At 65.3% G+C, this 20395-nt stretch carries 19 protein-coding genes; 9 read left to right on the forward strand and 10 right to left on the reverse strand.

Annotated elements, in window-relative coordinates; genetic code table 11:
* Positions 1-20 precede the first annotated feature (20 nt).
* The 6 genes from ABOA88_RS07740 to ABOA88_RS07765 all read right to left on the reverse strand — a co-directional run bounded on the left by ABOA88_RS07740 (position 21) and on the right by ABOA88_RS07765 (position 5421).
* A complete protein-coding gene (locus ABOA88_RS07740; RefSeq protein WP_070571870.1) occupies positions 21-344 on the reverse strand; it encodes a Rieske (2Fe-2S) protein in 324 nt (107 codons plus the stop codon).
* On the reverse strand, positions 341-982 hold the full coding sequence (locus tag ABOA88_RS07745) for a DsbA family oxidoreductase (RefSeq protein ID WP_196163375.1): 642 nt from the start codon (positions 980-982) through the stop codon (positions 341-343). Before ABOA88_RS07745 ends, ABOA88_RS07740 begins: the two co-directional genes overlap by 4 nt.
* Positions 979-2292 carry an MFS transporter gene (locus ABOA88_RS07750; RefSeq protein ID WP_367851874.1) on the reverse strand — a complete coding sequence of 438 codons (1314 nt, stop codon included), beginning with the start codon at positions 2290-2292 and terminating at the stop codon, positions 979-981. The genes ABOA88_RS07745 and ABOA88_RS07750 overlap by 4 nt, the downstream gene beginning before the upstream one ends.
* 178 nt (positions 2293-2470) lie before the next feature.
* Complete coding sequence (locus tag ABOA88_RS07755) at positions 2471-3523, reverse strand: 3-keto-5-aminohexanoate cleavage protein (protein ID WP_043215843.1); 1053 nt, start codon at positions 3521-3523, stop codon at positions 2471-2473.
* Positions 3524-3578: 55 nt separating this feature from the next.
* The gene (locus ABOA88_RS07760; protein ID WP_367851875.1) at positions 3579-4427 is read right to left on the reverse strand and encodes a TauD/TfdA dioxygenase family protein; all 849 of its coding nucleotides are present in this window, start codon (positions 4425-4427) and stop codon (positions 3579-3581) included.
* Positions 4428-4440: 13 nt separating this feature from the next.
* Complete coding sequence (locus ABOA88_RS07765) at positions 4441-5421, reverse strand: quinone oxidoreductase family protein (RefSeq protein WP_102081980.1); 981 nt, start codon at positions 5419-5421, stop codon at positions 4441-4443.
* Positions 5422-5660: 239 nt separating this feature from the next.
* On the opposite strand from ABOA88_RS07765, the gene ABOA88_RS07770 reads away from it, so the two are divergent.
* Positions 5661-6227 carry a hypothetical protein gene (locus ABOA88_RS07770; protein ID WP_230392825.1) on the forward strand — a complete coding sequence of 189 codons (567 nt, stop codon included), beginning with the start codon at positions 5661-5663 and terminating at the stop codon, positions 6225-6227.
* Between the two features lie 109 nt (positions 6228-6336).
* On the opposite strand, the gene ABOA88_RS07775 is transcribed toward ABOA88_RS07770, so the two are convergent.
* Positions 6337-7224, reverse strand: a complete 888-nt coding sequence (locus tag ABOA88_RS07775; RefSeq protein ID WP_367851876.1) for a LysR family transcriptional regulator — start codon at positions 7222-7224, stop codon at positions 6337-6339.
* A 95-nt stretch (positions 7225-7319) separates the two neighbouring features.
* Here ABOA88_RS07775 and ABOA88_RS07780 point away from each other — a divergent pair, with 95 nt between their 5' ends.
* From ABOA88_RS07780 to ABOA88_RS07810, 7 genes are all read left to right on the forward strand, one after another.
* Positions 7320-8753 (forward strand): aldehyde dehydrogenase family protein, encoded by a 1434-nt coding sequence (locus ABOA88_RS07780; RefSeq protein ID WP_367851877.1) that lies wholly within the window; start codon positions 7320-7322, stop codon positions 8751-8753.
* A 13-nt stretch (positions 8754-8766) separates the two neighbouring features.
* Positions 8767-9753 (forward strand): dipeptidase, encoded by a 987-nt coding sequence (locus ABOA88_RS07785; RefSeq protein ID WP_090345593.1) that lies wholly within the window; start codon positions 8767-8769, stop codon positions 9751-9753.
* 54 nt (positions 9754-9807) lie between these two features.
* Complete coding sequence (locus tag ABOA88_RS07790) at positions 9808-11358, forward strand: BCCT family transporter (RefSeq protein WP_196170402.1); 1551 nt, start codon at positions 9808-9810, stop codon at positions 11356-11358.
* A 26-nt stretch (positions 11359-11384) separates the two neighbouring features.
* Positions 11385-13079 carry a hypothetical protein gene (locus ABOA88_RS07795; RefSeq protein WP_367851878.1) on the forward strand — a complete coding sequence of 565 codons (1695 nt, stop codon included), beginning with the start codon at positions 11385-11387 and terminating at the stop codon, positions 13077-13079.
* 2 nt (positions 13080-13081) lie between these two features.
* The gene (locus ABOA88_RS07800; protein ID WP_196170404.1) at positions 13082-13777 is read left to right on the forward strand and encodes a DUF3726 domain-containing protein; all 696 of its coding nucleotides are present in this window, start codon (positions 13082-13084) and stop codon (positions 13775-13777) included.
* 29 nt (positions 13778-13806) lie between these two features.
* Positions 13807-14178, forward strand: coding sequence for a RidA family protein (locus ABOA88_RS07805; RefSeq protein ID WP_367851879.1), 372 nt, complete (start codon positions 13807-13809; stop codon positions 14176-14178).
* A gap of 297 nt (positions 14179-14475) precedes the next feature.
* Positions 14476-16392 carry a tyrosine-protein phosphatase gene (locus tag ABOA88_RS07810; RefSeq protein ID WP_367851880.1) on the forward strand — a complete coding sequence of 639 codons (1917 nt, stop codon included), beginning with the start codon at positions 14476-14478 and terminating at the stop codon, positions 16390-16392.
* A 26-nt stretch (positions 16393-16418) separates the two neighbouring features.
* Here ABOA88_RS07810 and ABOA88_RS07815 read toward each other — a convergent pair whose 3' ends face one another.
* On the reverse strand, positions 16419-17390 hold the full coding sequence (locus ABOA88_RS07815) for a helix-turn-helix transcriptional regulator (RefSeq protein WP_367851881.1): 972 nt from the start codon (positions 17388-17390) through the stop codon (positions 16419-16421).
* Positions 17391-17853: 463 nt separating this feature from the next.
* Here ABOA88_RS07815 and nhaA point away from each other — a divergent pair, with 463 nt between their 5' ends.
* On the forward strand, positions 17854-19047 hold the full coding sequence (gene nhaA / locus ABOA88_RS07820; protein WP_196170464.1) for a Na+/H+ antiporter NhaA: 1194 nt from the start codon (positions 17854-17856) through the stop codon (positions 19045-19047).
* A gap of 55 nt (positions 19048-19102) precedes the next feature.
* Here nhaA and ABOA88_RS07825 read toward each other — a convergent pair whose 3' ends face one another.
* Both ABOA88_RS07825 and ABOA88_RS07830 read right to left on the reverse strand, forming a co-directional pair.
* The gene (locus ABOA88_RS07825; protein WP_230387935.1) at positions 19103-19576 is read right to left on the reverse strand and encodes a nuclear transport factor 2 family protein; all 474 of its coding nucleotides are present in this window, start codon (positions 19574-19576) and stop codon (positions 19103-19105) included.
* Positions 19577-19601: 25 nt separating this feature from the next.
* On the reverse strand, positions 19602-20378 hold the full coding sequence (locus ABOA88_RS07830; protein ID WP_367851882.1) for an SDR family NAD(P)-dependent oxidoreductase: 777 nt from the start codon (positions 20376-20378) through the stop codon (positions 19602-19604).
* Positions 20379-20395 lie beyond the last annotated feature (17 nt).

Genomic DNA, 20395 nt, shown 5'->3' on the forward strand with positions numbered 1-20395 from the left:
CCGCAGCGCAGCCCCGGGGATCAGCAGGCCACCTCGGCCTCGATCAGGATGAACACGGCCTCCCCTTCCCGCTCCACCGGATAACGGGCCACCTTCAGCACCGTGGAATTGAGCAGGTACCCGCTGGTCAGGTCGAAGCGAAGCCCATGGGCGCAGCACTGGATAATGCGCCCTTCCAGGCGCCCACCGCACAACGAGGCCCCCTGGTGCGGGCAACTGTCGTCGATGACATAGAGCACACCCTCGACATCGAACAAGGCCAGGCTTTTATCCTGGTACTCGAACAACGCCCTGCCGTTACGCGGCGGCAACTTGCCCGGCGGCACCGCGACACGCCGGCTCATGCCGGTTGCGCTTCGCACAAGGCCTCGAACAACACATCAGCAGGTTGCGCGCCCGACACCACTCGACGCCGGTCGACGACAAAACACGGCACCCCACCCGCCGCCCGCCCCTGCTCGCCCATGAATGGCCGTGCATCCTCGCGCAGGCAATCGGCAACCTGCGCGGGCATCAGGCCACAGCCCTGGGCGATGGCGAGCAAGGTCGCGCGATCGCCCAGGTCCTGCCCTTCATGGAAATACGCCGCGAACAATCGCATCAGCAAGGCATCGGCCTGTTGCCGGTTGCCCAGCGCCTGCACGCGCTGCAACAGACGATGGGCATTGGCGGTATTGGGCATGCGCCGGATCCGGGCAAATTCGATGTGCTCACCCACCGCGCTCGCCGCGTCGCGCACCTGGGCCTGGCGCTGGCGCACCGCTTCGTCGCTGCCCAGCCGCTCGCGGTAGAACGCCTCGAACGGCACCCCTTCAGCAGCAAGGCCAGGCAGCAACTGCACACCCCGCCAGTGCACCCGGACCTGGCGCTGCGGCTGCTCGCGACGCAACCGCGCCAGGGCCTGGTCCAGGTGGCGCTGGCCAATCAGGCACCACGGGCAAATGAAGTCAAAGAACACATCCAACGTCACCGTCTGCATCATGGCTGCGCTCCAGGGACCAGGGTCGGCTCGTTGTCCTGCAGACGGGCCATGTCCCGGTGGTAGTGACGCTTGGCGATGAAGAACACCAGCGCAGCTCCAAGGCTCATCAGCGGTACCAACTGCATCGCCGCGTGCAGGCCAAGCACATCGGATACGCGCCCGGTGATCAACGGTCCGGTGGCCAGGCCCAGCAGGTTGTTGGCCAAGGTCAGGGTGGCGAACGCCGTGCCGTGCACCGAATAGTGAGTCAGGTTGGCGACCATGGCGCTGGACGGCCCGCTGGTGCCTGCGGCGACCATCATTCCCAGGCAGATCAGCACCAGTTGCGCCGTGCCCGTGGGCAAGGCGAAGGCCACCGACAGCAACAGGCAACTGCCCAGGCAATAGGCGATGGCCAGGCTGATCTTGCGGTCCTGGCGCACACGCCCGAGGCGGTCGCAGAGCATAGCGCAGAGGATCATGCCCACACCGCTGCACAGCACGATGATCGCGGCGATCACCCCGGCCCGGTCGGTGCCCATGGCGTAGTAACGGCTCAGGTAGCTGGGCATCCACACGATCACCGTGCCGCTGACGAACAGCTGCAGGCCGCTGCCGACATAGGCGGCGATCACCGAGCGGCTGCTGTACAGGGTGCGCAACGGCCGGGCTGCCTTGCACAGGGCCTTGTCCAGCCGCCGCGGCGCGACCTTGGCCTCCTTGACCACCATCGGATAGATCAGGGCCAGCAGCAACCCGAACAACGCCATGCCAGCGAACGACCAACGCCAGCCGAAATGCTCGGCCAGCACCCCGCCCAGAGCCATGCCCAACACCGAGCCGAACATGCCACCAGCCATGAAGGCGCCCGCCAGGGTGGCGCGCATGTCACGGGGGAATACCGCGACCACCACGGCGATGCCGACGCTGCCGTAGGCAGCCTCGCCCACCCCCACCAGAAACCGCGCCACGAACATCTGCGGGTAGTTCTGCGCCAGGGCGCAGCCCAAGGTGGCCAGGCTCCAGAGCACGGCCATCAGCACCAGGCTGCGGACCCGGCCGAAGCGGTCAGCGAGCAGCGACAGCGGAAAGGTCAGAAGCCCCACCATCAGCGCGACAATGCCGCTGAGCAGCCCCAGCTGGCTGTCGCTCAGGACCCATTCTTGCTTGAGCAGAGGAAAGACCGCATTGAGTACCTGTCGCGACATGTAGTCGGAGATCAACAGGCCAAAGGTCAGGGCAAAGACCACCCAGGCATAGCGCCTGGATATGCCACGGGAAGTGTCAGTGTCAGCGTCATCGTCTGCGGCGCTGGCGAGATAGGCGGCCATGGTGCCTCCTTGGGGTATCTGGCGTGGATGTTGTTTTTGTTGTTATGAGATGAAGCCAAAAAACCTGGGCCGCCTTTTTAAGGCACGGCCTTGCATCGCGAAAGGGCTGCAGAGCAGCCCAAGCCATCGTTGCCAATCTTTCGGGCCATAAGGCCGCGCCTATAGGGCCCACACGCCTTCAGGCGCGTTGCGGCACGCCCTTGCGCCCGGGCTGGCGGTTGGGCGCCATGCCATTGGCCTTGAGGGTCTGCTCGATGCTGCTGTACTGCTCGCCAATGCGGTAGATGGCGCGGGCCTCTTTGCCGGTGGCGATTTCCCGGCCCAGTTCGTGGGCCACGCGCACGGTCTGCTGGATCTGCTGCACCGAGGTGAAGCGTTTGCCGTGCTGGTCGATGATGGTGTCTTCGTTGCCACAGCGCGGGTGCAGGCCCATGGCCAATGCCATGGTGTTGAACGGCAGCACGTTCTTGAGCAGCGATTCGGCGGTCAGGGTGCAGCCATCCGGCGCGCGGTGGATGAAGTTGAAGAAGTTGAACGGGTTGGGGCCGTCGAAACCGCCGCCGATGCCGATCCAGGTCAGATTCAGCGGGCCCATGTAGTCGCCCCGGCGCACGATGCGTTCGAGGGTTTCCAGGGCGTGCATGCCGGTCAGCTGGAAGTGCGGCTGGATGTTGCTGGCCTGCAGGCGGCGCAGGTGCTCGCGCACCCAGGCCGGCCCGGCTGGCACGGTCATTTCGCTGTAGGCCGCCTGGATGGCCGGGTGGGCCAGGGAAGTGCCTTCAAGGTACTCGGGGTACAGCAGCTCCATGATGTTCATCTGGGTGGTGTTGATCGCCACCGTCACCTGGTCGGGCTTGGGCGTCAGTTCGGCCAGCATATGGCGAGTGTCGTCTGACAGCCACTTGGCCGCCTCGCCCTCGCTCTCCGGGGCAAAGGAAATCGAGCCGCCCACCTGGATGATCATGTCCGGTACCGCTTCACGTACGCCGGCGATCAGCTCGTTGAACTTGGACAGGCGCTTGGAGCCCTTGCCGTCCAGCTCGCGCACGTGCAGGTGCAGCACGGTGGCGCCGGCCTCGTAGCAGTCGACTGCCTTTTGCACCTGCTCGTCCATGGTCAGCGGGATGTCTTCGGGGAAGTCCTCGGGCATCCACTCCGGGCCATAAGGGGCCACGGTGATCACCACCTTTTCCATGTTTTCCGGGTGCAACGAGTCGTCGAAGAATTGCATGAAGTAGTCCTCGCTATTGTTATTGTCCTGGTGCCGCCAACCGGCGGCGGGTGACTCAGAATGTGCGATCGCCCTTGATCCCGGCCCGCTCCATCTTGCGGTGACAGGGCGGGTAGTCCATGACCGCGTAATGCTGGGTGCTGCGGTTGTCCCAGATGGCGATGCTGCCCGGCGACCAGCGCCAGCGGACCTGGTACTCGGGCAAGTAGGCCTGGCTGACCAGATAGCGCAGCAGGTCTGCGGCACCGGGGTTGGCGTCCTGGCCGAAGCGCACCCGCTGCGGGGTGTGGTAGTTGGTGAAATGGGTGGTGAAGGCGTTGACGAACAGCACCTGCTCCCCGGTTTCCGGGTGGGTGCGCACCACCAGGTGCTCGGCGTCGGGGTACTGGGCCTTCAGCGCCAGGCGTTTTTCCAGCGCCATGGCGGCACCGAAGCTCGCCTCGATGCTGTGGCGCGCGCGCAGGCCCTCGATCTTGGCTTTCACATCGTCCGGCAGGTTCTGATAGGCCAACACCATGTTCGCCCACATGGTGTCGCCCCCCACCGGCGGACACTCCACGCAGCGCAGCACACAGCCCATGGGCGGGGCCTCGCGCCAGGTGGCGTCGGTGTGCCAGGCGTTTTCGTAGCGGTCGGCCGGCTGGTCGGGGCGCTTGTAGATCTGCACCAGGCCTGGGTGGTCCGGGTCGCTGCCGGCCACCGGATGATCCTCCAGCTCACCGAAACGCCGAGCGAAGGCCACATGCTCGGCGCGGGTGATGGCCTGGTCGCGCAGGAACAGCACGCGGTGCTTGAGCAATTGCGCACGGATCTGTTCGAACAGAACATCGTCGTGGATCGCATCCGCCAGCTTGACCCCGATCAGCTCGGCACCGATGGCGCAGGTCAGTTGTTCTACGTGCATGGTGTTGCCCTCTTCAGATGATGAAGATCGACGAGCCGGTGGTTTTGCGTGCTTCCAGGTCACGATGGGCCTGGACCGCGTCCTGCAAGGCGTAGTGCTGGTTGATCTCGATCTTGATGCGACCGCTGCTGACATGGTCGAACAGCTCGCCGGCAAGATCGGCTTTCTCGGCCGGATCGGCGATGTAGTCGGCCAGCGCCGGACGGGTCAGGTGCAGGGAACCCTTGATCGCCAGCAACTGCGGGTCGAACGGCTCGATGGTGCCGGAGGCGGTGCCGACGCAAACCATCAGCCCGCGACGCTTGAGCGAGTCGAGCGAGGCCATGAAGGTGCTGCGGCCAACGCTGTCGAATACCACGTTCACACCGACCCCGTCGGTGAGTTCGCGCACGCGCTTGGCCACGTCCTCGACGCTGTAGTTGATGGTGTGGGTGCAACCGTGCGCGCGGGCAAGCTCGGCCTTGGCCTCGGTGGACACCGTGCCGATCACATTCACGCCCAACAGCTTGGCCCACTGCGAGACGATCAGGCCGACGCCACCGGCGGCGGCGTGCAGCAGCACCGTGTCACCGGGCTTGAAGTCGTACAGCCGGCGCATCAGGTAGGCCGAGGTCAGGCCACGCATGGTCATGGCCGCCGCGGTTTCGAAGGCGATGGTTTCCGGCAGTTTGATCAGCGCATTGGCCGGGATCAGGCGCTCGGTGCAGTAGGCGCCCAGGGTGTTGAGAAAGCCGGTGTAGGTCACCCGGTCGCCCACCACCACGCCGGTCACGCCCTCGCCCACCGCCTGCACCACGCCGGCCGCTTCGACGCCGATGCCGTTGGGCATCGGGATCGGATAGGTGCCATTGCGAAAATACGTATCGGCGTAGTTCAGGCCCACTGCCACATGGCGCAAGCGCACCTGGCCCGGTCCGGGTTCGCCGACCTCGGCATCTTCATAGCGCAATACCTCGGGACCGCCAGGTTCATAGAAGCGTACGACTTTGGCCATGCTCTCACTCCAATCGATCGATCTGGACGCACTGCGTCAGTTCAGGTTGATTGGACTCTAAGCGCTGCGCCCGGCAGGTGCTTCGCATCCGACGACACGGGTTTTTCATTTGGTGACAGCGTGCGACGCTTCGTCACGGGCCATCCAGGTTGCAGGCATATCGCCAGTGACTGGCTATGCTTGGTAGGCGCGTGCGTAGCGCACGCCTAACCGGAATCGACGACATGGAAAGAAGCCCGATGAAATTCACTCGTTCCCTCGCCTTTGCCTCGCTGACCTGCACTGCCAGTTTCACCGCCGTTGCGGCCCCGCTGCCGCTGGGCAGTGAAGCCCTGGAAAGCCACGTCTCCACCCATGTGCTGGCGGTCGATGCACCGAATTACCAAGTCACCGTCGAAGGCCCCAACAAGAAACCCGTGACCTTCCAGCTCACCGAGAAAGCCAAGGCCCTGCCCAACCTCAAGGTGGGGGACAACGTGGACATCTACGTGACCCGGGCGGTCGCCTACGCACTCAATACCGAGGTCGGCGGCGCGCCGAAGATGAGCGAGGAGTCCGGTACCATCCGCGCCACCAAGGACAACCCCAACCCCGGCGGCGAAGCGTTCCGCCAGGTCAAGGTCACCTCCAAGATCAGCAAGATCGACCTGAAGAACCATGAAGTGACCCTGCTGCCGCCGGAAGGCAAAGTGCAGGTGGTCAAGGTCGAGAACCCCGACCTTCAGGCCCGCATGAAGAACCTCAAGGTCGGCCAGACGGTCGATGCCATCTACACCGAAGTGCTGCGCGTCGAGACCTCGCGCTGACCATTCGCGGGTAAACCCGAAGCGCCGAACCACTACGCCGGCAAGGCTTGCGGTGAATCTGCGTGAGCGGGTTTACCCGCGAAGAAGACTGTTGGCTCCCACATGCCCCTCACCCCGCGTTCGGCAACTGCGCCCGCAAGAACGCCATCAACGCCCCCGCCGCCGGCGACAGGCTGCGCCCCTTGCGGGTGAGCATGCCGATCTGGCGCTCTACCTTGGGCGCGGCCAACGGCAGGAAGGCGAGTTTCTCGTTCTCCAGCGGAAACGCCAGGTACGGCAAGGTGCTGATCCCTACCCCTTCTTCCAGCATCGCGATCAACGAAATCATGTTGGAGACGAACAACCGGCTGTGCTCCAGCAAACACGCCGCATCGGTGCCTTCGAGCAGCCGCGAGGTGCCGTTGCCGATCATCGGCAGGCCCTGCAGCTGCGACCAATGCAAGGCTCCGCCCACCTGCACCAGCGGATGATCGGCCCGGCACACCACGCCCACCTGATCATGGGCGATGGGCGCGAACTCGATCTGCTCGTCCTCCATCCACAGGCTGCTGATCCCAAAGTCCACCTGCCCCTTGGTCAACAGTTGCTGGACACTTTCGGCCGTGCCGTCCTGGATGCTGACTTGCACGTTCGGGTGCTCGGCCACGAAACGCGCCAACGGCCCTGGCAATAAACGGCTGGCCACCGAGGGCACGGTGGCGATGCTGACCTGGCCGATCTCATGCCGAGCCAGCAGGGTGGCTTCGCGGGCGATGCGGTCGTGGTGCTCGATCAAGCCACGAAACAGCGGCAGGCAATGCTCGCCGAACGGCGTCAGTTCCACCCGGCCACCGCCCTTCTCGACCAGGGCCTGACCCAATTTCTGTTCCAGCTCCCGCACTGCCAGCGAGATCGCCGGCTGGGTGCGAAACGCCTGGCGTGCGGCGGCGTGGAAGCTCTTGAGTTCAGCGACCAGCACGAAATAGCGCAGCTGGGCGATCTTCAGTTCGGGCAGCATGGTTAGCGATCCTTATCAAAGCATTTTTTTTATTAATTTTTATTTGCTGCATATTGCTCGCAAGATGAGAGCCAGGCAAACGGAGGCTTTCATCCATGACGTACAAGAACTACATCGATGGCCAGTGGTGCGAAGGCCAGGCCACCCTGGCGAATCACAGCCCCTCGGATACTCGCGACCTGATCGGCGAGTACCACCAGGCCAGCGCCGAACAGGCCCGCCAGGCCATCCAGGCCGCCCGCGCCGCGCAACCCCTGTGGGCCGCCTCGGGCCTTGAGGCCCGCCAGCAGGTGCTGATGGCCATCGGCGACGAGCTGATCGCCCGCAAGGAAGAACTCGGCGAGCTGCTCTCGCGTGAAGAAGGCAAGCCCCTGGCCGAAGGCATCGGCGAGGTCAACCGCAGCGGCCAGTTCTTCCACTACTACGCCGCCGAAGTGCTGCGCCAGATGGGCGAGACCGCCGCCTCCGTGCGTCCGGGGATCGACATCGAAGTGCACCGCGAGCCGGTGGGCGTGGTAGGCATCATCACCCCGTGGAACTTCCCCATGGCCACTGCGGCCTGGAAGATCGCCCCGGCCCTGGCCTTCGGCAATGCCGTGGTGTTCAAACCGGCCAATCTGGTGCCGGCCAGCGCCTGGGCCTTGACCGAGATCATCAGCCGCCAAGGCCTGCCCGCCGGCACCTTCAACCTGGTCATGGGCAGCGGCGCCAACGTTGGCGAAACCCTGGTCAACTCGGCCGACATCGACGCCCTGACCTTCACCGGATCCCTGGAAACCGGCCGCCGCGTCGCCGTCGCCACCGCCGGCAACCTGGTGCGCTGCCAGCTGGAGATGGGCAGCAAGAACGCTCTGGTGGTGATGGACGACGCCGACCTGGACCTGGCGGTGGAATGCGCGCTCAACGGGGCGTTCTTCGGCACCGGGCAGAAGTGCACGGCGTCTTCGCGACTGATCGTCTGCGACGCAATCCACGACCGTTTCGTCGAGGCCCTGCGCCTGCGCATGCGCCAGCTCAAGGTCGGCCATGCCCTGCAGGCCGGTGTACAGATCGGCCCGGTCGCCGATGCGCGCCAGCTGGAGCAGAACCTGGAGTACCTGCAACTGGCCCAGGCCGAAGGCGCCACCTTGATCGAAGGCGGCGAACGCCTGCAGCTGGACACCGACGGCTACTACATGCGCCCGGCACTGTTCATCGACAGCCGCAACGACATGCGCATCAACCGCGAAGAGGTCTTTGGCCCCATCGCCTGCGTGATCCGCGTGCGCGACTTCGAAGAGGCCCTGGCCACGCTCAACGACACCCAGTACGGCCTTACCGCCGGCATCATCACCCAGTCGCTGCGCCACGCCAGCGAGTTCAAGCGCCGCGCCCAGACCGGCTGCGTGATGGTCAACCTGCCTACCGCCGGCACCGACTACCACGTGCCGTTCGGCGGTCGCAAAGCGTCGAGCTTCGGCCCGCGCGAACAGGGCCAGTACGCCCGCGACTTCTACACCGTGGTCAAGACCACCTACCTGCGGCCCTGAAGGAATACGCGCCATGCACGACCTCTTGATGATCGACGGCCTGCAGTACTCCAACTGGGGCCCGGAGATATTCCAGCAAATGCAGGCCGGTGGCCTGAGCGCGGTGCACGCCACCATCGCCTACCACGAGAACGCTCGCGAAACCCTGTCGCGCCTGGGCGAGTGGAACCGCCGCTTCGAGACCTGGCCCGAACTGATCCGCCCGGTACGCTCGGCCAGCGACATTCGCCTGGCCCATGAAGAGGGCCGCGTGGGGATCTTCTTCGGCTTCCAGAACTGCTCGCCGATCGAGGACGACATCGCCTTGGTGGAAGTCTTCCGCCAGCTCGGGGTGTTCGTCATGCAACTGACCTACAACAACCAGAGCTTGCTGGCCAGCGGTTGCTACGAGCGCGAAGACAACGGCATCAGCCGCTTCGGACGCCAGGTGATCGCCGAGATGAACCGCGTCGGCATGCTGATCGACATGTCCCACAGCGCCGAACGCAGCACGCTGGAGGCCATCGAGCTGTCGACCCGACCAGTGATCATCTCCCACGCCAACCCGTCGAGCTTCCACGCCGCCAAGCGCAACAAGTCCGACGCGGTGCTGCGCGCAATCGCCGAGTCCGGCGGGTTGCTGGGCTTTAGCACCTACCCGTTCCACCTCAAGGGCGCCTCGGAGTGCTCCCTGGAGAGCTTCTGCGACATGGTCGCGCGCACCGCCGACCTGATGGGCGTCGAGCACATCGGCATCGGCACCGACCTGTGCCAGGGACAGCCGCTATCGGTGCTCGAATGGATGCGCAACGGCCGCTGGAGCAAGGAGAAGGACTACGGCGAAGGCTCCAAGGACAACGCCAACTGGCCAGCGCCGTTGCAATGGTTCCGCGACAGCCGCGACTTCCCCAACATCGCCCAGGGCCTGCGCGCCCGTGGCTTTGCCGAGGAAGACGTGCGCAAGATCATGGGGCTGAACTGGTTGCGCCTGCTGGAAACCGCCACCACGGCGCAGGCCTGAGCCCCCCGCACGGACAGCCTTACAAAAACAACAATCACAGGTTCCGGAGGCTAAATGAAAAACCCAACCACCCTGCCGGCTGACGACCAGACTATGCGCCTGCCGCTGTCGCGGGACATCGACTGGCCGCTGTTTCTGATCAGCGGCGGCTTTCTCGGCGCATTCCTGTTGGCGGCATTGATCGACATCGATGCGGTGTCGGCCTTGGTCAACACCCTCTTCGCCTGGTCGACCAAGGCCTTTGGCCTGTACTGGCAGGTGCTGATGCTGGCGACCTTCGTGGTCAGTCTGGCCATTGGCTTTTCCAAATGCGGGCGCGTACGCCTGGGCGGCGTGACCCAACGCCCGGACATCAGCACCTTCAACTGGATCGCCGTGATCATGTGCGCCCTGCTGGCCGGCGGCGGCGCCTTCTGGGCCGCGGCCGAGCCACTGATGCACTTTGCCAGCCCGCCACCGCTGTTCGCGGGCATGCAACCGCACAGCGAAGCGGCGGCCACCGCGGCACTGGCGCAGTCCTTCGTGCACTGGGGCTTCCTGGCCTGGGCGGTGCTCGGCAGCTTGCTGGCGATCGTGCTGATGCACCTGCACTACGACAAAGGTTTGCCGCTGGCCCCGCGCACCCTGCTCTACCCGCTGTTCGGCGAGCGTGCGCTCAAAGGCCCGATTGGCACCCTGGCCGACGCCACCTCGATCATCGCGGTGGTCGCCGGTACCATCGGCCCGATCGGTTTCCTGGGCTTGCAGATCAGCAGCGCCTTGCATGCGGTGTGGGGTGTCCCCAACGGCATCGTCACCCAATCGATCACCATCGTGCTGGTCACGGCAATGTACACCGTCTCCTGCCTGGTAGGGCTCAAGGGCATCCGCTTCGTCAGCGAGATCAACGTCTGGCTGATGATTGGCCTGGCGGTGTTCATGGTGGTGTTCGGGCCGACGCTGTTCATCCTCGGCGGCTTCCCGCAGGCCTTCGCCCTGCACGTGGAGCACTTCATCCCGATGACGATGTTCCGCGCCGATCCCAAGTGGCTGGACTGGTGGACGGTGTTCTACTGGGGCTGGTTCATCGGTTATGCCCCGATGGTGGCGCTGTACGTCGCGCGGATCTCGCGGGGGCGCACCATCCGCGAGATCATCATGACCCTGTCGATCATCGCACCGTTGGTGACCATGTTCTGGTTCACCGTGGTCGGCGGTACCGGCATTGGCCTTGAGTTGCAGACCCCAGGCATCGTCACCGCCCATGGTGCCCAACCCGAGGACCTGCTGCTGGGCGTGACGCAGAACCTGCCGCTGGGCGGCTTGATCAGCGCGCTGTTCCTGTTCCTGAGCTTCATCTCGGTGGCCACCAACGGCGATGCCATGGCCTTCACCGTGGCGCTGGCGATGTCCAGCAACGATAAACCGAAGAAATGGCTGTGCGGCTTCTGGGCCATCGGCATGGGCCTGGCGGCGGTGGTGCTGATCACCATCGGCGCAGGCGGCGTGACCGCCCTGCAGTCCTTCATTGTCATCACCGCGGTGCCGGTGTCGCTGGTGATCCTGCCAGCGTTGTGGGATGCGGTGCGCATCGCCCGGCACATGGCCCGCGAACAAGGCGTCTGAACATGATGCATCCAGGTACGACAACAATGTCCAACACCGTGCTTGCCACCCCCACGCTGCGCCCTGCCGACCAGGTCATGGACCTGGCCCGGCTGGGCAGCCACTTCCAAAGCCCGCTGAGCTTCGTGCGCAGCAGCATGCGGCGGATGATGAACCAGCGCTGGCAGATCCAGCGCAGCCGCTTCGACCTCGATGGCGAAGGCTTCGGCACTGCGATCTACCGCATCGACACGCCGAACGCCCATTACCACTGCGTGATCTTCTCGGCCTACCTGCCGCCGGAAAAGCGCAGCGACCGGGTGATCGCCGACCAGTGGGACGTGACCTTCGTGCTGGTGGCCGGGGATGTCGACGCCGCGCAACTGGCCGACCTTGCGCGCAACGTGCCGCTGCAAGAGGCCGGGCGCTTCGATGCCCGTGTGCTGGTGCTGTCCCGGGCCAACCGCAGCCTGCGCAACTTCGACCGGTTCCTGGCGGCGCTGGCCGAGGGTCAGCAGCCGGACCCGCGTCAATTGGCCGAGGTGGGCTACCTCTACCGCACCACCGCCGTGTACGGCAACGGCAAGTTCGGCATCGCCGACTTCGGTTGCCTGCAAGACAACCCGGACTTCAACCAGCCGTTCAGCGCACAGATGTTCACGGTGTACCTGCTGCGCCACTTCAGTATCGAGCAGATCGAGCACATGGCCCGCGCGCTCAACCCGCAACGGGCGGTACAGCTGGCACCGGCGCTGCAACGCTACCTGGGCGTAGGCAATGCCACGGGCCTGGGCATGGCGCCTTTTTTGATCAATCACCCACAACTCGTGGAGCGCTGGATCAGCACGCGGGAAACCGCCCTGGCGCAGGTACTGGCACAACCGGCCGAACCTGCGCATCTGGCCCGCCTTCACCGGTTGCTCAGCCGCGCCCATCTGCACCTGAGCCAGACCCAGACCGACGATGTGCGCCAGCATGAGCAAAACCTGCGCACCCTCGCCGAGCTGTTGGCGTTGGCCGACTGGCTCGGTGGCCAGCCGGCAGGCGACGAGCTGTGGCCGCGCCTGCTGGCCTGGAGCGAAGCCCACGCCGGGCTAGGTTGCCAGGAGCTGCTGGTGAGCCTGTTGCTTGAGCTGTACCCCGAGCAGGTCACGCCGCTGGCCGAGCAGATGGGTGTGGCCGAAGGCCTGCGCCTGGATGCCCAAATGCCCCTTGCGCAGTTGCGTGAGCTCATCGAGCGGCAGTACGCCTGGGCCCTGGCCTATGACTTCAGCAATGTCGAAGCCGAGCACTTCTTCTGGTACCGCTCGGCCGAAAAAGAAGAACCGCGCCTGGGCATGCGCGCCGAGGAACCGGGTGCCGAAAAAGAGATGCAACTGGGCATCGCCCGCAACCTCCAGCGCTGCCATGGGGCGCTAGTCGAGCACCTGCGCGAGCAGCCCCAGGCACTGACCGCTCATTTCCTCATCGCCCAGCCGGTGTTCAAGGGCACGGTGCGCCGCCTGCAAGGCATGGCGCATACCACCTATGGCGAGATCCGCGCCAACCTGCTGGCCCAGGACATGCTGCCGATCCACCTGCTGCGCTGCAAACTGGCGTTCTTCGGCGCGGGCAAGTTCGACCCCAAGTCCAGCCGCTGGGTACGCATCACGCTGTTCCAGGGCGCGCCGCTGGTCAGCGACATCGGCCAGCCGTTCGATGATGACTGGAACTTCGCGGTGATGCCGCAGGAGGGGCTGTGACCATGCGCGTATCGCTCAACGAAATCCAGGTGATGTGCCGCAAGGCGTTCGAAGGCATGGGCTTTGCCGCTGGCGACTGCGAGGACGCCGCCGAGCTGGTGGGCTGGTTGCACCTGCAGGGGCTGGACGGCGTCGGCACGCTGGAAAAAGCCCTGGACTACCTGCAAAGCGAAGCCGAGCAGCCGTTCACCCTGTGCTACGAAGACAGCGCCCTGCTGGTGATCGACGCCAAGGGCCAGAGCGTGCTGCGTTGCGCCGCGACCGTGGTGGAGCTGGCGCTGGGCAAGGCCCTGCGCAGCGGTCAGGCGGTGCTGCGCATTCACCACTGCCACAACCGCCTGCTGTTGCTGGGCTACCTGAGCCGGGCGGCCGAGCTGGGACTGCAGGTGCAGGCCCGCTGGGACGATGCCCGCCAGCGCCATGTGGCTTGCTTCGCTGCAGGCGCCAACCACCCTCAATTGCACAACGACGCTCCGCCCGGCCCTCAGGACGGTATCGAACAAAGCATCACGGTGCTGTTCAGCCGCCCTGTCCGGGCCGTTGCACCGGAGGCTGCCACGCACAGCCTCCTCAACCAAGGCTTCACGGTCAGCGAGCACACCTGGCGCCGGCTCAAGCAGATGGCCGATCACATCCTCGTCGAAAGCACCGAAGCCTCCCGCCGCCATGGCGCGGGCGGCGGCAGCGATGCCGACTGACCCTTACCGGACACTCAGGAATTTCCTTCATGAAACATGCGATCAAGACCAACCTGTTCGCCTCCAAAGCCCCACTGGAATGGGCGGTCGTCGGCAATGGCACCCTGTACACCGCACAGATCCCCATCGACGCCCAAGGCCAGGTCGTCGCTGGCGGCATCGAGGCTCAGACCCGCCAGACCCTGGACAATCTGCGACATACCCTGGACGCGGCCGGCAGCTCGCTGGACGCCGTGACCCAGGTGCTGATCTACGTCACCGACCGCAGCTACCTGGCCACGGTCAACAGCCTGTACACCGATTATTTCCAGGCGCCCCACCCCAACCGCGCGGCCGTGGTGGTGGCCGGTTTGGCACGGGAGGAAATGCTGGTGGAACTGGTGGTCTACGCCTGCGTGTAAACCCACCCCAGAGGCTGCCTGACGGCCTCGCCAGATCCCCCGCGCAAGGCATCGGCTGTGCCGTTCGCGGAGGTTCGGTTAACCCGCTCCCACAGGATTCATCGCGGACCAGGTGGGAGTGGATTTACCCGCAAATGGGCCTTGAGCAGCCCGCAAAAACAGGATGTGGATAGACAGATCGCGCACCGCGCAGACCGATCGCGCACTCATCGTCGTGGACAGGGGCCTGTGCAATATCGCGGCCCAACGATCGCACTAATAGTGGCTAGCCCCTTACCCAACAACGAGGCTAGATCCGTGTATCCACGCGTCCTGTTTTCCCTGTCCCTGCTCGCCCTCGCCATTGGCACCGCTCACGCCGCCGAACCGCTCAACACCCCGCGCCTGGTGGGCATGGACAACTTCCGCGACATTGCCGGCACCACCACCGCGTACAGCACCGCCCACAATGGGACCATGCGCGCCGGCGTGTTCTACCGCACCAACGCCGTGACCCCGACCAGCGCGGACATGGCCACCCTCGCCAGCCTGAACATCGGCCAGGTGTTCGACCTGCGCACCCCCAACGAAATCGCCGCCACGCCTGACCGCCTGCCGCCCGGCGTGCGCTACCAGAACATCGACATCATCGGTGCGACCACCTCGGGGGTGGACATCACCAACACCACCTTCCACAACGCCGACGAGGCGATCGCCATGATGAAGGAGACCAATCGCGCGTTCGTCTATGACGCGGGCATGCGCAGCCAGTACACCGTGCTGTTCAACGAACTGGCCAGCGCCGAGGGCGCGACGTTGTTCCATTGCACCGCCGGCAAGGACCGCACCGGCTGGACCGCCGCAGTACTGCAAAGCATCGCCGGGGTGGACGACGCCACCCTCATGGCCAACTACCTGGCCACCAACGACTACACCGCCGACCGCATCGCGGCGACACTGGCAGCGCTGCCGCCGAACCTGGCTGCCATCTACGGGCCGATGATCGGCGTGGACGCCAGCTACCTGCAAGCAGGGCTCGATGAGGTCAAGGCGCGCTACGGCACCCTGGACAACTACCTCAAACAGGGCCTGGGCCTGTCCCAGGAAACGATCTACGTGCTGCGCGGCAAGATGGTCCGCTATAACAGCCTGCCTGGCCAAGCTGGCCTGCAAGGCAACGCTGCCGCCGGCGCGCGCCTGTTGCAGGACCTGCAGGACAGCCCGCTGTCGGGTACCTACAGTGCCTACAACTACTACCTGCAATCGGCCATCGATGCCGGCACTTTGGAGGGCGTGGCGTCCACTGTCGGGGGCCAGGTGCATGCGGATGCGGCCAGCTACCTGCTGCGCCAGGGCGCGACGATCGACCAGGCAGCGGCGCCCTTCACCCATGGCGCGGACCTCAAGCCTGGCCAGTCGCGCCTGTGGAGCACGGCGCTGGCCGGCTATGTGGGCACCGACGGCTCGTCCCACGCGCAAAGCAGCAACGAGCACAGCCAGGGCCTGATGATCGGCGTGACCCAGCGCTTTTCCGAGCAACTCAGCGCCCATGCCGGGTTCGGCTACAGCAACGGCAACGTCGGCGGCGCTGGCGGCGAAGCAGACACCGACCTGACCTTCCTCAGTGCCGGCGCCCGCTTTGCCCCCGGCAGCCTGGAGCAAGGGCTGTTCATCGATGCCAACGCCAGCGCCGGCGGGTTCGACTATGAAAGCAAGCGCGACCTGGGCGGCGGCCTGGGCCGAGCCAAGGGCGACAGCCACGGCAACCTGGCGGGGGCGAGCGTTGCCTTGGGCTATCGCCTGAACAGCGGCGCGCTGGTGCTGGAGCCAAGCCTGGGTGTGCGGGTCAGTCATGTGGACCTGTCGGGGTTCACTGAAAAAGGCAGCGAGCTGGCCCTGGACGTCGATGGCATCGGGCAGACCCGACGCAGCGCCGTGGCCAACCTTCAGGGCAACCTGGCGGCGGTGCACCTGGACAGCGGCTGGCAGCTGGTGCCGGGCTTCTCGGTGGGTTACGAGCATGTGCTTGGGGATCATCAGGTGGACAGCGAAGGTCATCTGCTGGGGCTGGATATCGAACAACGCGCCGCGTTCGACAATCGCGACCAGTTCACCGGCGGGGTCAACCTCATGGCCAACCTGGGTGCGTTCAGCGTGGGCGGTGAAGTGGCGGCCATGGGGGGCGGTGACAGCCATGGGGTGAGCGGGAGCCTGAAGGCCAGCTACGCGTTCTGACCCCCACTGCCCTGCAGAGCGGGGGCTTACACCCCCCGCAGTACCTGAGCGGGGCTCACGCCATAGGCCTGTTGGAAGTAGTGCGAAAACCGCCCGGCGTTGCTGAACCCATGACGCAACGCCACCTCCGACACCGAGCCGGACTCCCCACGTGCCAGGGCTTCATAGGCCCGCTCCAGGCGTACCTGGCGTTGATAATCGACGATCGATGCCCCCACGAACCGCTTGAAACCCTGCTGCAAGGCCCGCAGGCTGACGCTGGCCAGCGCTGCCAGCTCGGCGCCACTGATCAGGCTGTGGGCGTTGGCACGGATGTAGTCCATGGCCAGCTTCACGTGCCGCGGCGCGATTTGCGGCGAGGGCCGGCGCAGCGCTTCGCTGTGGTTGTGCGGCCAGGCTTCGAGCACCGCGTCGACCAGCATTTCCTGCAAGCGCACCGGCATCAGCACGCCCGCGTGGATCAACGGGTCGAACTCGTTCCCTGTGGCCAGCTCGAGCAACGCTCGAATGCCCGGGTACGCCGCCAGGCCCAGGTCAACCACAGGCTCGAAGCGGATCGGCTGCAACACCGGACGCCCCAACAGGATCGCCAGCCGCTCGGTGATCAGCCCCCGGCGGATCGACATGCCGCACTGGGCATGGTCGTCGGCAAAATGCAGGGCCCGGATTGCCCGCTTGTCGATGGCCAGGCCCATACCGGGCCTGCCGGTCGTCTCGACGCCGTGCTCGCAGACAACCCGCCCCGCACTGGGCAGCACGAAGGTGATCTCGTCCTGCGGGTCGCCAAAGGTGATGGAGCAATCGCCTCGGTAGTGCATGCGGCGAAAGCTGACGCCCTCGTGCCGCCCATAGACGCCACTGATGACAATGTCGTCCGACAGCGCCAGCGAGTCGGCATAGAGGTTGTCGAACATCTGCGAGAACAACGCACCGAAAGCGTCGCTGCGCAGGTCTCGGGAGCGGAGGATGATCTGTTTGCGGGGCGTGCCGGGAAACACCTTAGGGTCACCTTCTTGTTGTTTGGACGCAGGGGCGCCTGGACCTTACCAAGGGGGCATGACAGCGACGTGACCTGCACATTGGCGCAGCACGCGGTCAGGGTTTGATCAAAACACAACACAACCGCGGCAACATTTCGAAGTAAATTCCTACAGAAAATGGCGAATCATCCTCGTAGAATTGTCGCCTGGCGTGTGCTGCGTGCGCCCGGGAGCCTTCCCGAATACGGAGAACATTCATTTGTTTTCCGAGAGCTATTTTCATGTTGCATGCAGCCTGCACACTTTTTTGGCGTCTCCCGCTCCGCCGTGTCTCGGCCGGGCTTTCCGAGCGCCATCCCCTTCCCTTCTTCCCACCCTTTGCTGCAGTGGCCCGGAACGTCCGGGGCCATCGTTTTGCTGTGTCCGCATTCCGACGCGCTGCTGCCCTCGCGAAGGTGACGTCATGAACGAGGACTCCCGTATGAATGCACCTGTGCCCACCCTTGCGCGGCCGTCGCTGCTGCACCGCCTGCTGACCAGCGAGGCCGCTGGCGGCGTGCTGCTGATGATCACCGCCGCCCTGGCCATCCTCTTGGCCAACAGCCCCTGGGCCAGCGCTTACCAACATCTGTTGCACCTGCCCGTGGGGCCCACGCTCAGCGACAAGCTCGGCCCGATGACCGTTCACCTGTGGATCAACGACGGGTTGATGGCGGTGTTCTTCCTGCTGGTGGGGTTGGAAATCAAGCGCGAGCTGGTCGATGGCCGTCTGGCCACCTGGGAGCAACGCCGCCTGCCGGCGTTGCCGGCGTTGATGGGCATGGCCGTCCCGGCGCTGATCTTCCTGGCGGTCTCGCGCAGCGAACCGGGCCTTGCCAGTGGCTGGGCCATCCCGGCGGCCACGGATATCGCCTTCGCCGTCGGCGCCCTGGCGCTGCTGGGTCGGCACGCACCGCTGTCGCTGAAGGTGATGCTGGTCTCGGTGGCGATCATCGATGACATGGGCGCCGTGGCGATCATCGCGCTGTTCTACACCTCGTCGATCAACCTGCTGGCCCTGGCCGCAGCAGGCGGAATCATCCTCGTGCTGCTGGCGTTCAACCGTCTGCGCGTGGTGTCGCTGTGGCCGTACCTGCTGGGGGTCGCGGCGCTGTGGTACGTCACCTTGCTGTCGGGTGTGCACGCCACCATCGCTGGCGTGGTCGGCGCGCTGTTGATTCCCTACAGCGCCGGGGTCGGCAAAGCCAGCCCGCTGCTCAAGCTTGAGCACGCCCTGGCGCCTTGGGTCGGGTTCTTGATCGTGCCGGCCTTTGGCTTTGCCAATGCGGGGGTTTCCTTCAGCCACTTGAGCGTGAGCGATGTGCTCGCCCCGCTGCCGCTGGCCATTGCCCTGGGCCTGTTGCTGGGCAAGCAGCTGGGCGTGTTCGCAGGCGTCTGGCTGGCGGTCAGGACCGGCCTTGCGGCCAAGCCTAGCGGCGCCAGCTGGTTGCAGATCTACGGGGTGGCGATGCTGTGCGGCATTGGCTTTACCATGAGCCTGTTCATCGGCGAGCTGGCCTTCCCCGGGCAGCCCGAGCGCATCGACGAGGCCAAGATCGGCATCCTGCTCGGCTCGCTGGTGTCGGCTCTGGTCGCCTGCGCCATCCTGCGTTTCGCGCCCAAGCGCGAGGCCTGAGGCCTGCGTGCCAGGGGCTGCGTTGCAGCCCTTTGGCAACGCCAGCACCGCATGTTCAGGGCCAGGGACTGATCGGCCCGGGTTTGGGCCGCACCACTTCGAAATGCCCGCGAAACACCGTTTCGACGATGCACCACTGACCCGCCTCACGCCGGTAGCGGTCCTGGTAGAAGCCACCGAGCTGGCGGGTCACGCCGGTTTCAGCGTCGCGGTTCTGGTAGTGCAAAGCCCAGCGCGCCTGGGCGTTGTCCGGGTCGTGGTAGTCGATCTGCGGGTTGGCGGCGTGGTGCAGGTCGATCACCCGGGGCACGCAGGCCAGTTCGCTGTATAGCGCCAGGAACGGTTCGCGGTCGTTGAACACGCCCAGCGGGCCGTAGTCGATCAGCACCGGGCCCTGGGCGAAACAGGCGCGAATCGCGGCCACATCCTTGAGATCGCACGCGTTAAGGTAACGGTGCTTGAGCTCGCGGATGGCCTCCAGGGCCTCCAGGCGAGCGATGCGTTGCTCCAGTGTCATTGCGTCTTGCATGAGGTTCTCCCTGGGATGGTTGCCGCTAGACGCCGTATCCACCGTCCACCGACAACACTTGCCCGGTGGTGTAGAGCGCGCGATTGGAGGCCAGGAAGGTGACGGCATCGGCCACCTCCGACGCCTGGCCCCAGCGCTTGAGGCAGAGGTTGCGCTGCACGGCATCGCGCCATGTATCGTCGAAGGTGCCGTCCTGCCAGAGGCGCAGGAAAATGCCCGTCTCGATCACTCCGATGGCCACGCTGTTGGCGCGAACGCCAAAGCGTCCTTCCTCCTTGGCGATGCCCTTGAGCAACGAATCGATTGCCGCCTTCGGCGCGACCGACAGCACGTCGCCCTCCGGCCAGCGGTGCATTCCGGCCGAGCTTACATGCACGTAGGAGCCGCCGCCGTGGGTTTTCAGATGAGGCAGCGTGGCCTGGACGATGGCGAAAAAGCCATTGAGGTCGGCATCGATCACCGCACGCCACTGCGCCACATCCAGGTCGCGGATGGGCGGCTGGGTGATGTCTGAACCCGCAGCGATCACCACCGTGTGTACGCGCCCTTGGGCGAGGATGGCCTTGAGCGTGCAGCGCACGCCGTCCAGGTCACTCATCGACAACTGCCACGCCTGGGCGCGCTGCCCTTGGGCCTGCACGGCCGCGACCACCTGGGCAGCACGCGCCTCGTTGCGGTGGTAGGTCAACACCACATCCGAGCCCTGCTCGGCGAAACGGCTGCAGATGGCCTCGCCTACCCCACCGCTGCCTCCGATTACAAGCACCGCACCTTCGGGAAAGTCCTTGTGTTGGGTCGTCACAGTGAATGCCTATGTTG

Origin of the sequence: Pseudomonas sp. PKS (assembly GCF_051913525.1) — a bacterium.
Classification (GTDB): domain Bacteria; phylum Pseudomonadota; class Gammaproteobacteria; order Pseudomonadales; family Pseudomonadaceae; genus Aquipseudomonas; species Aquipseudomonas guariconensis_D.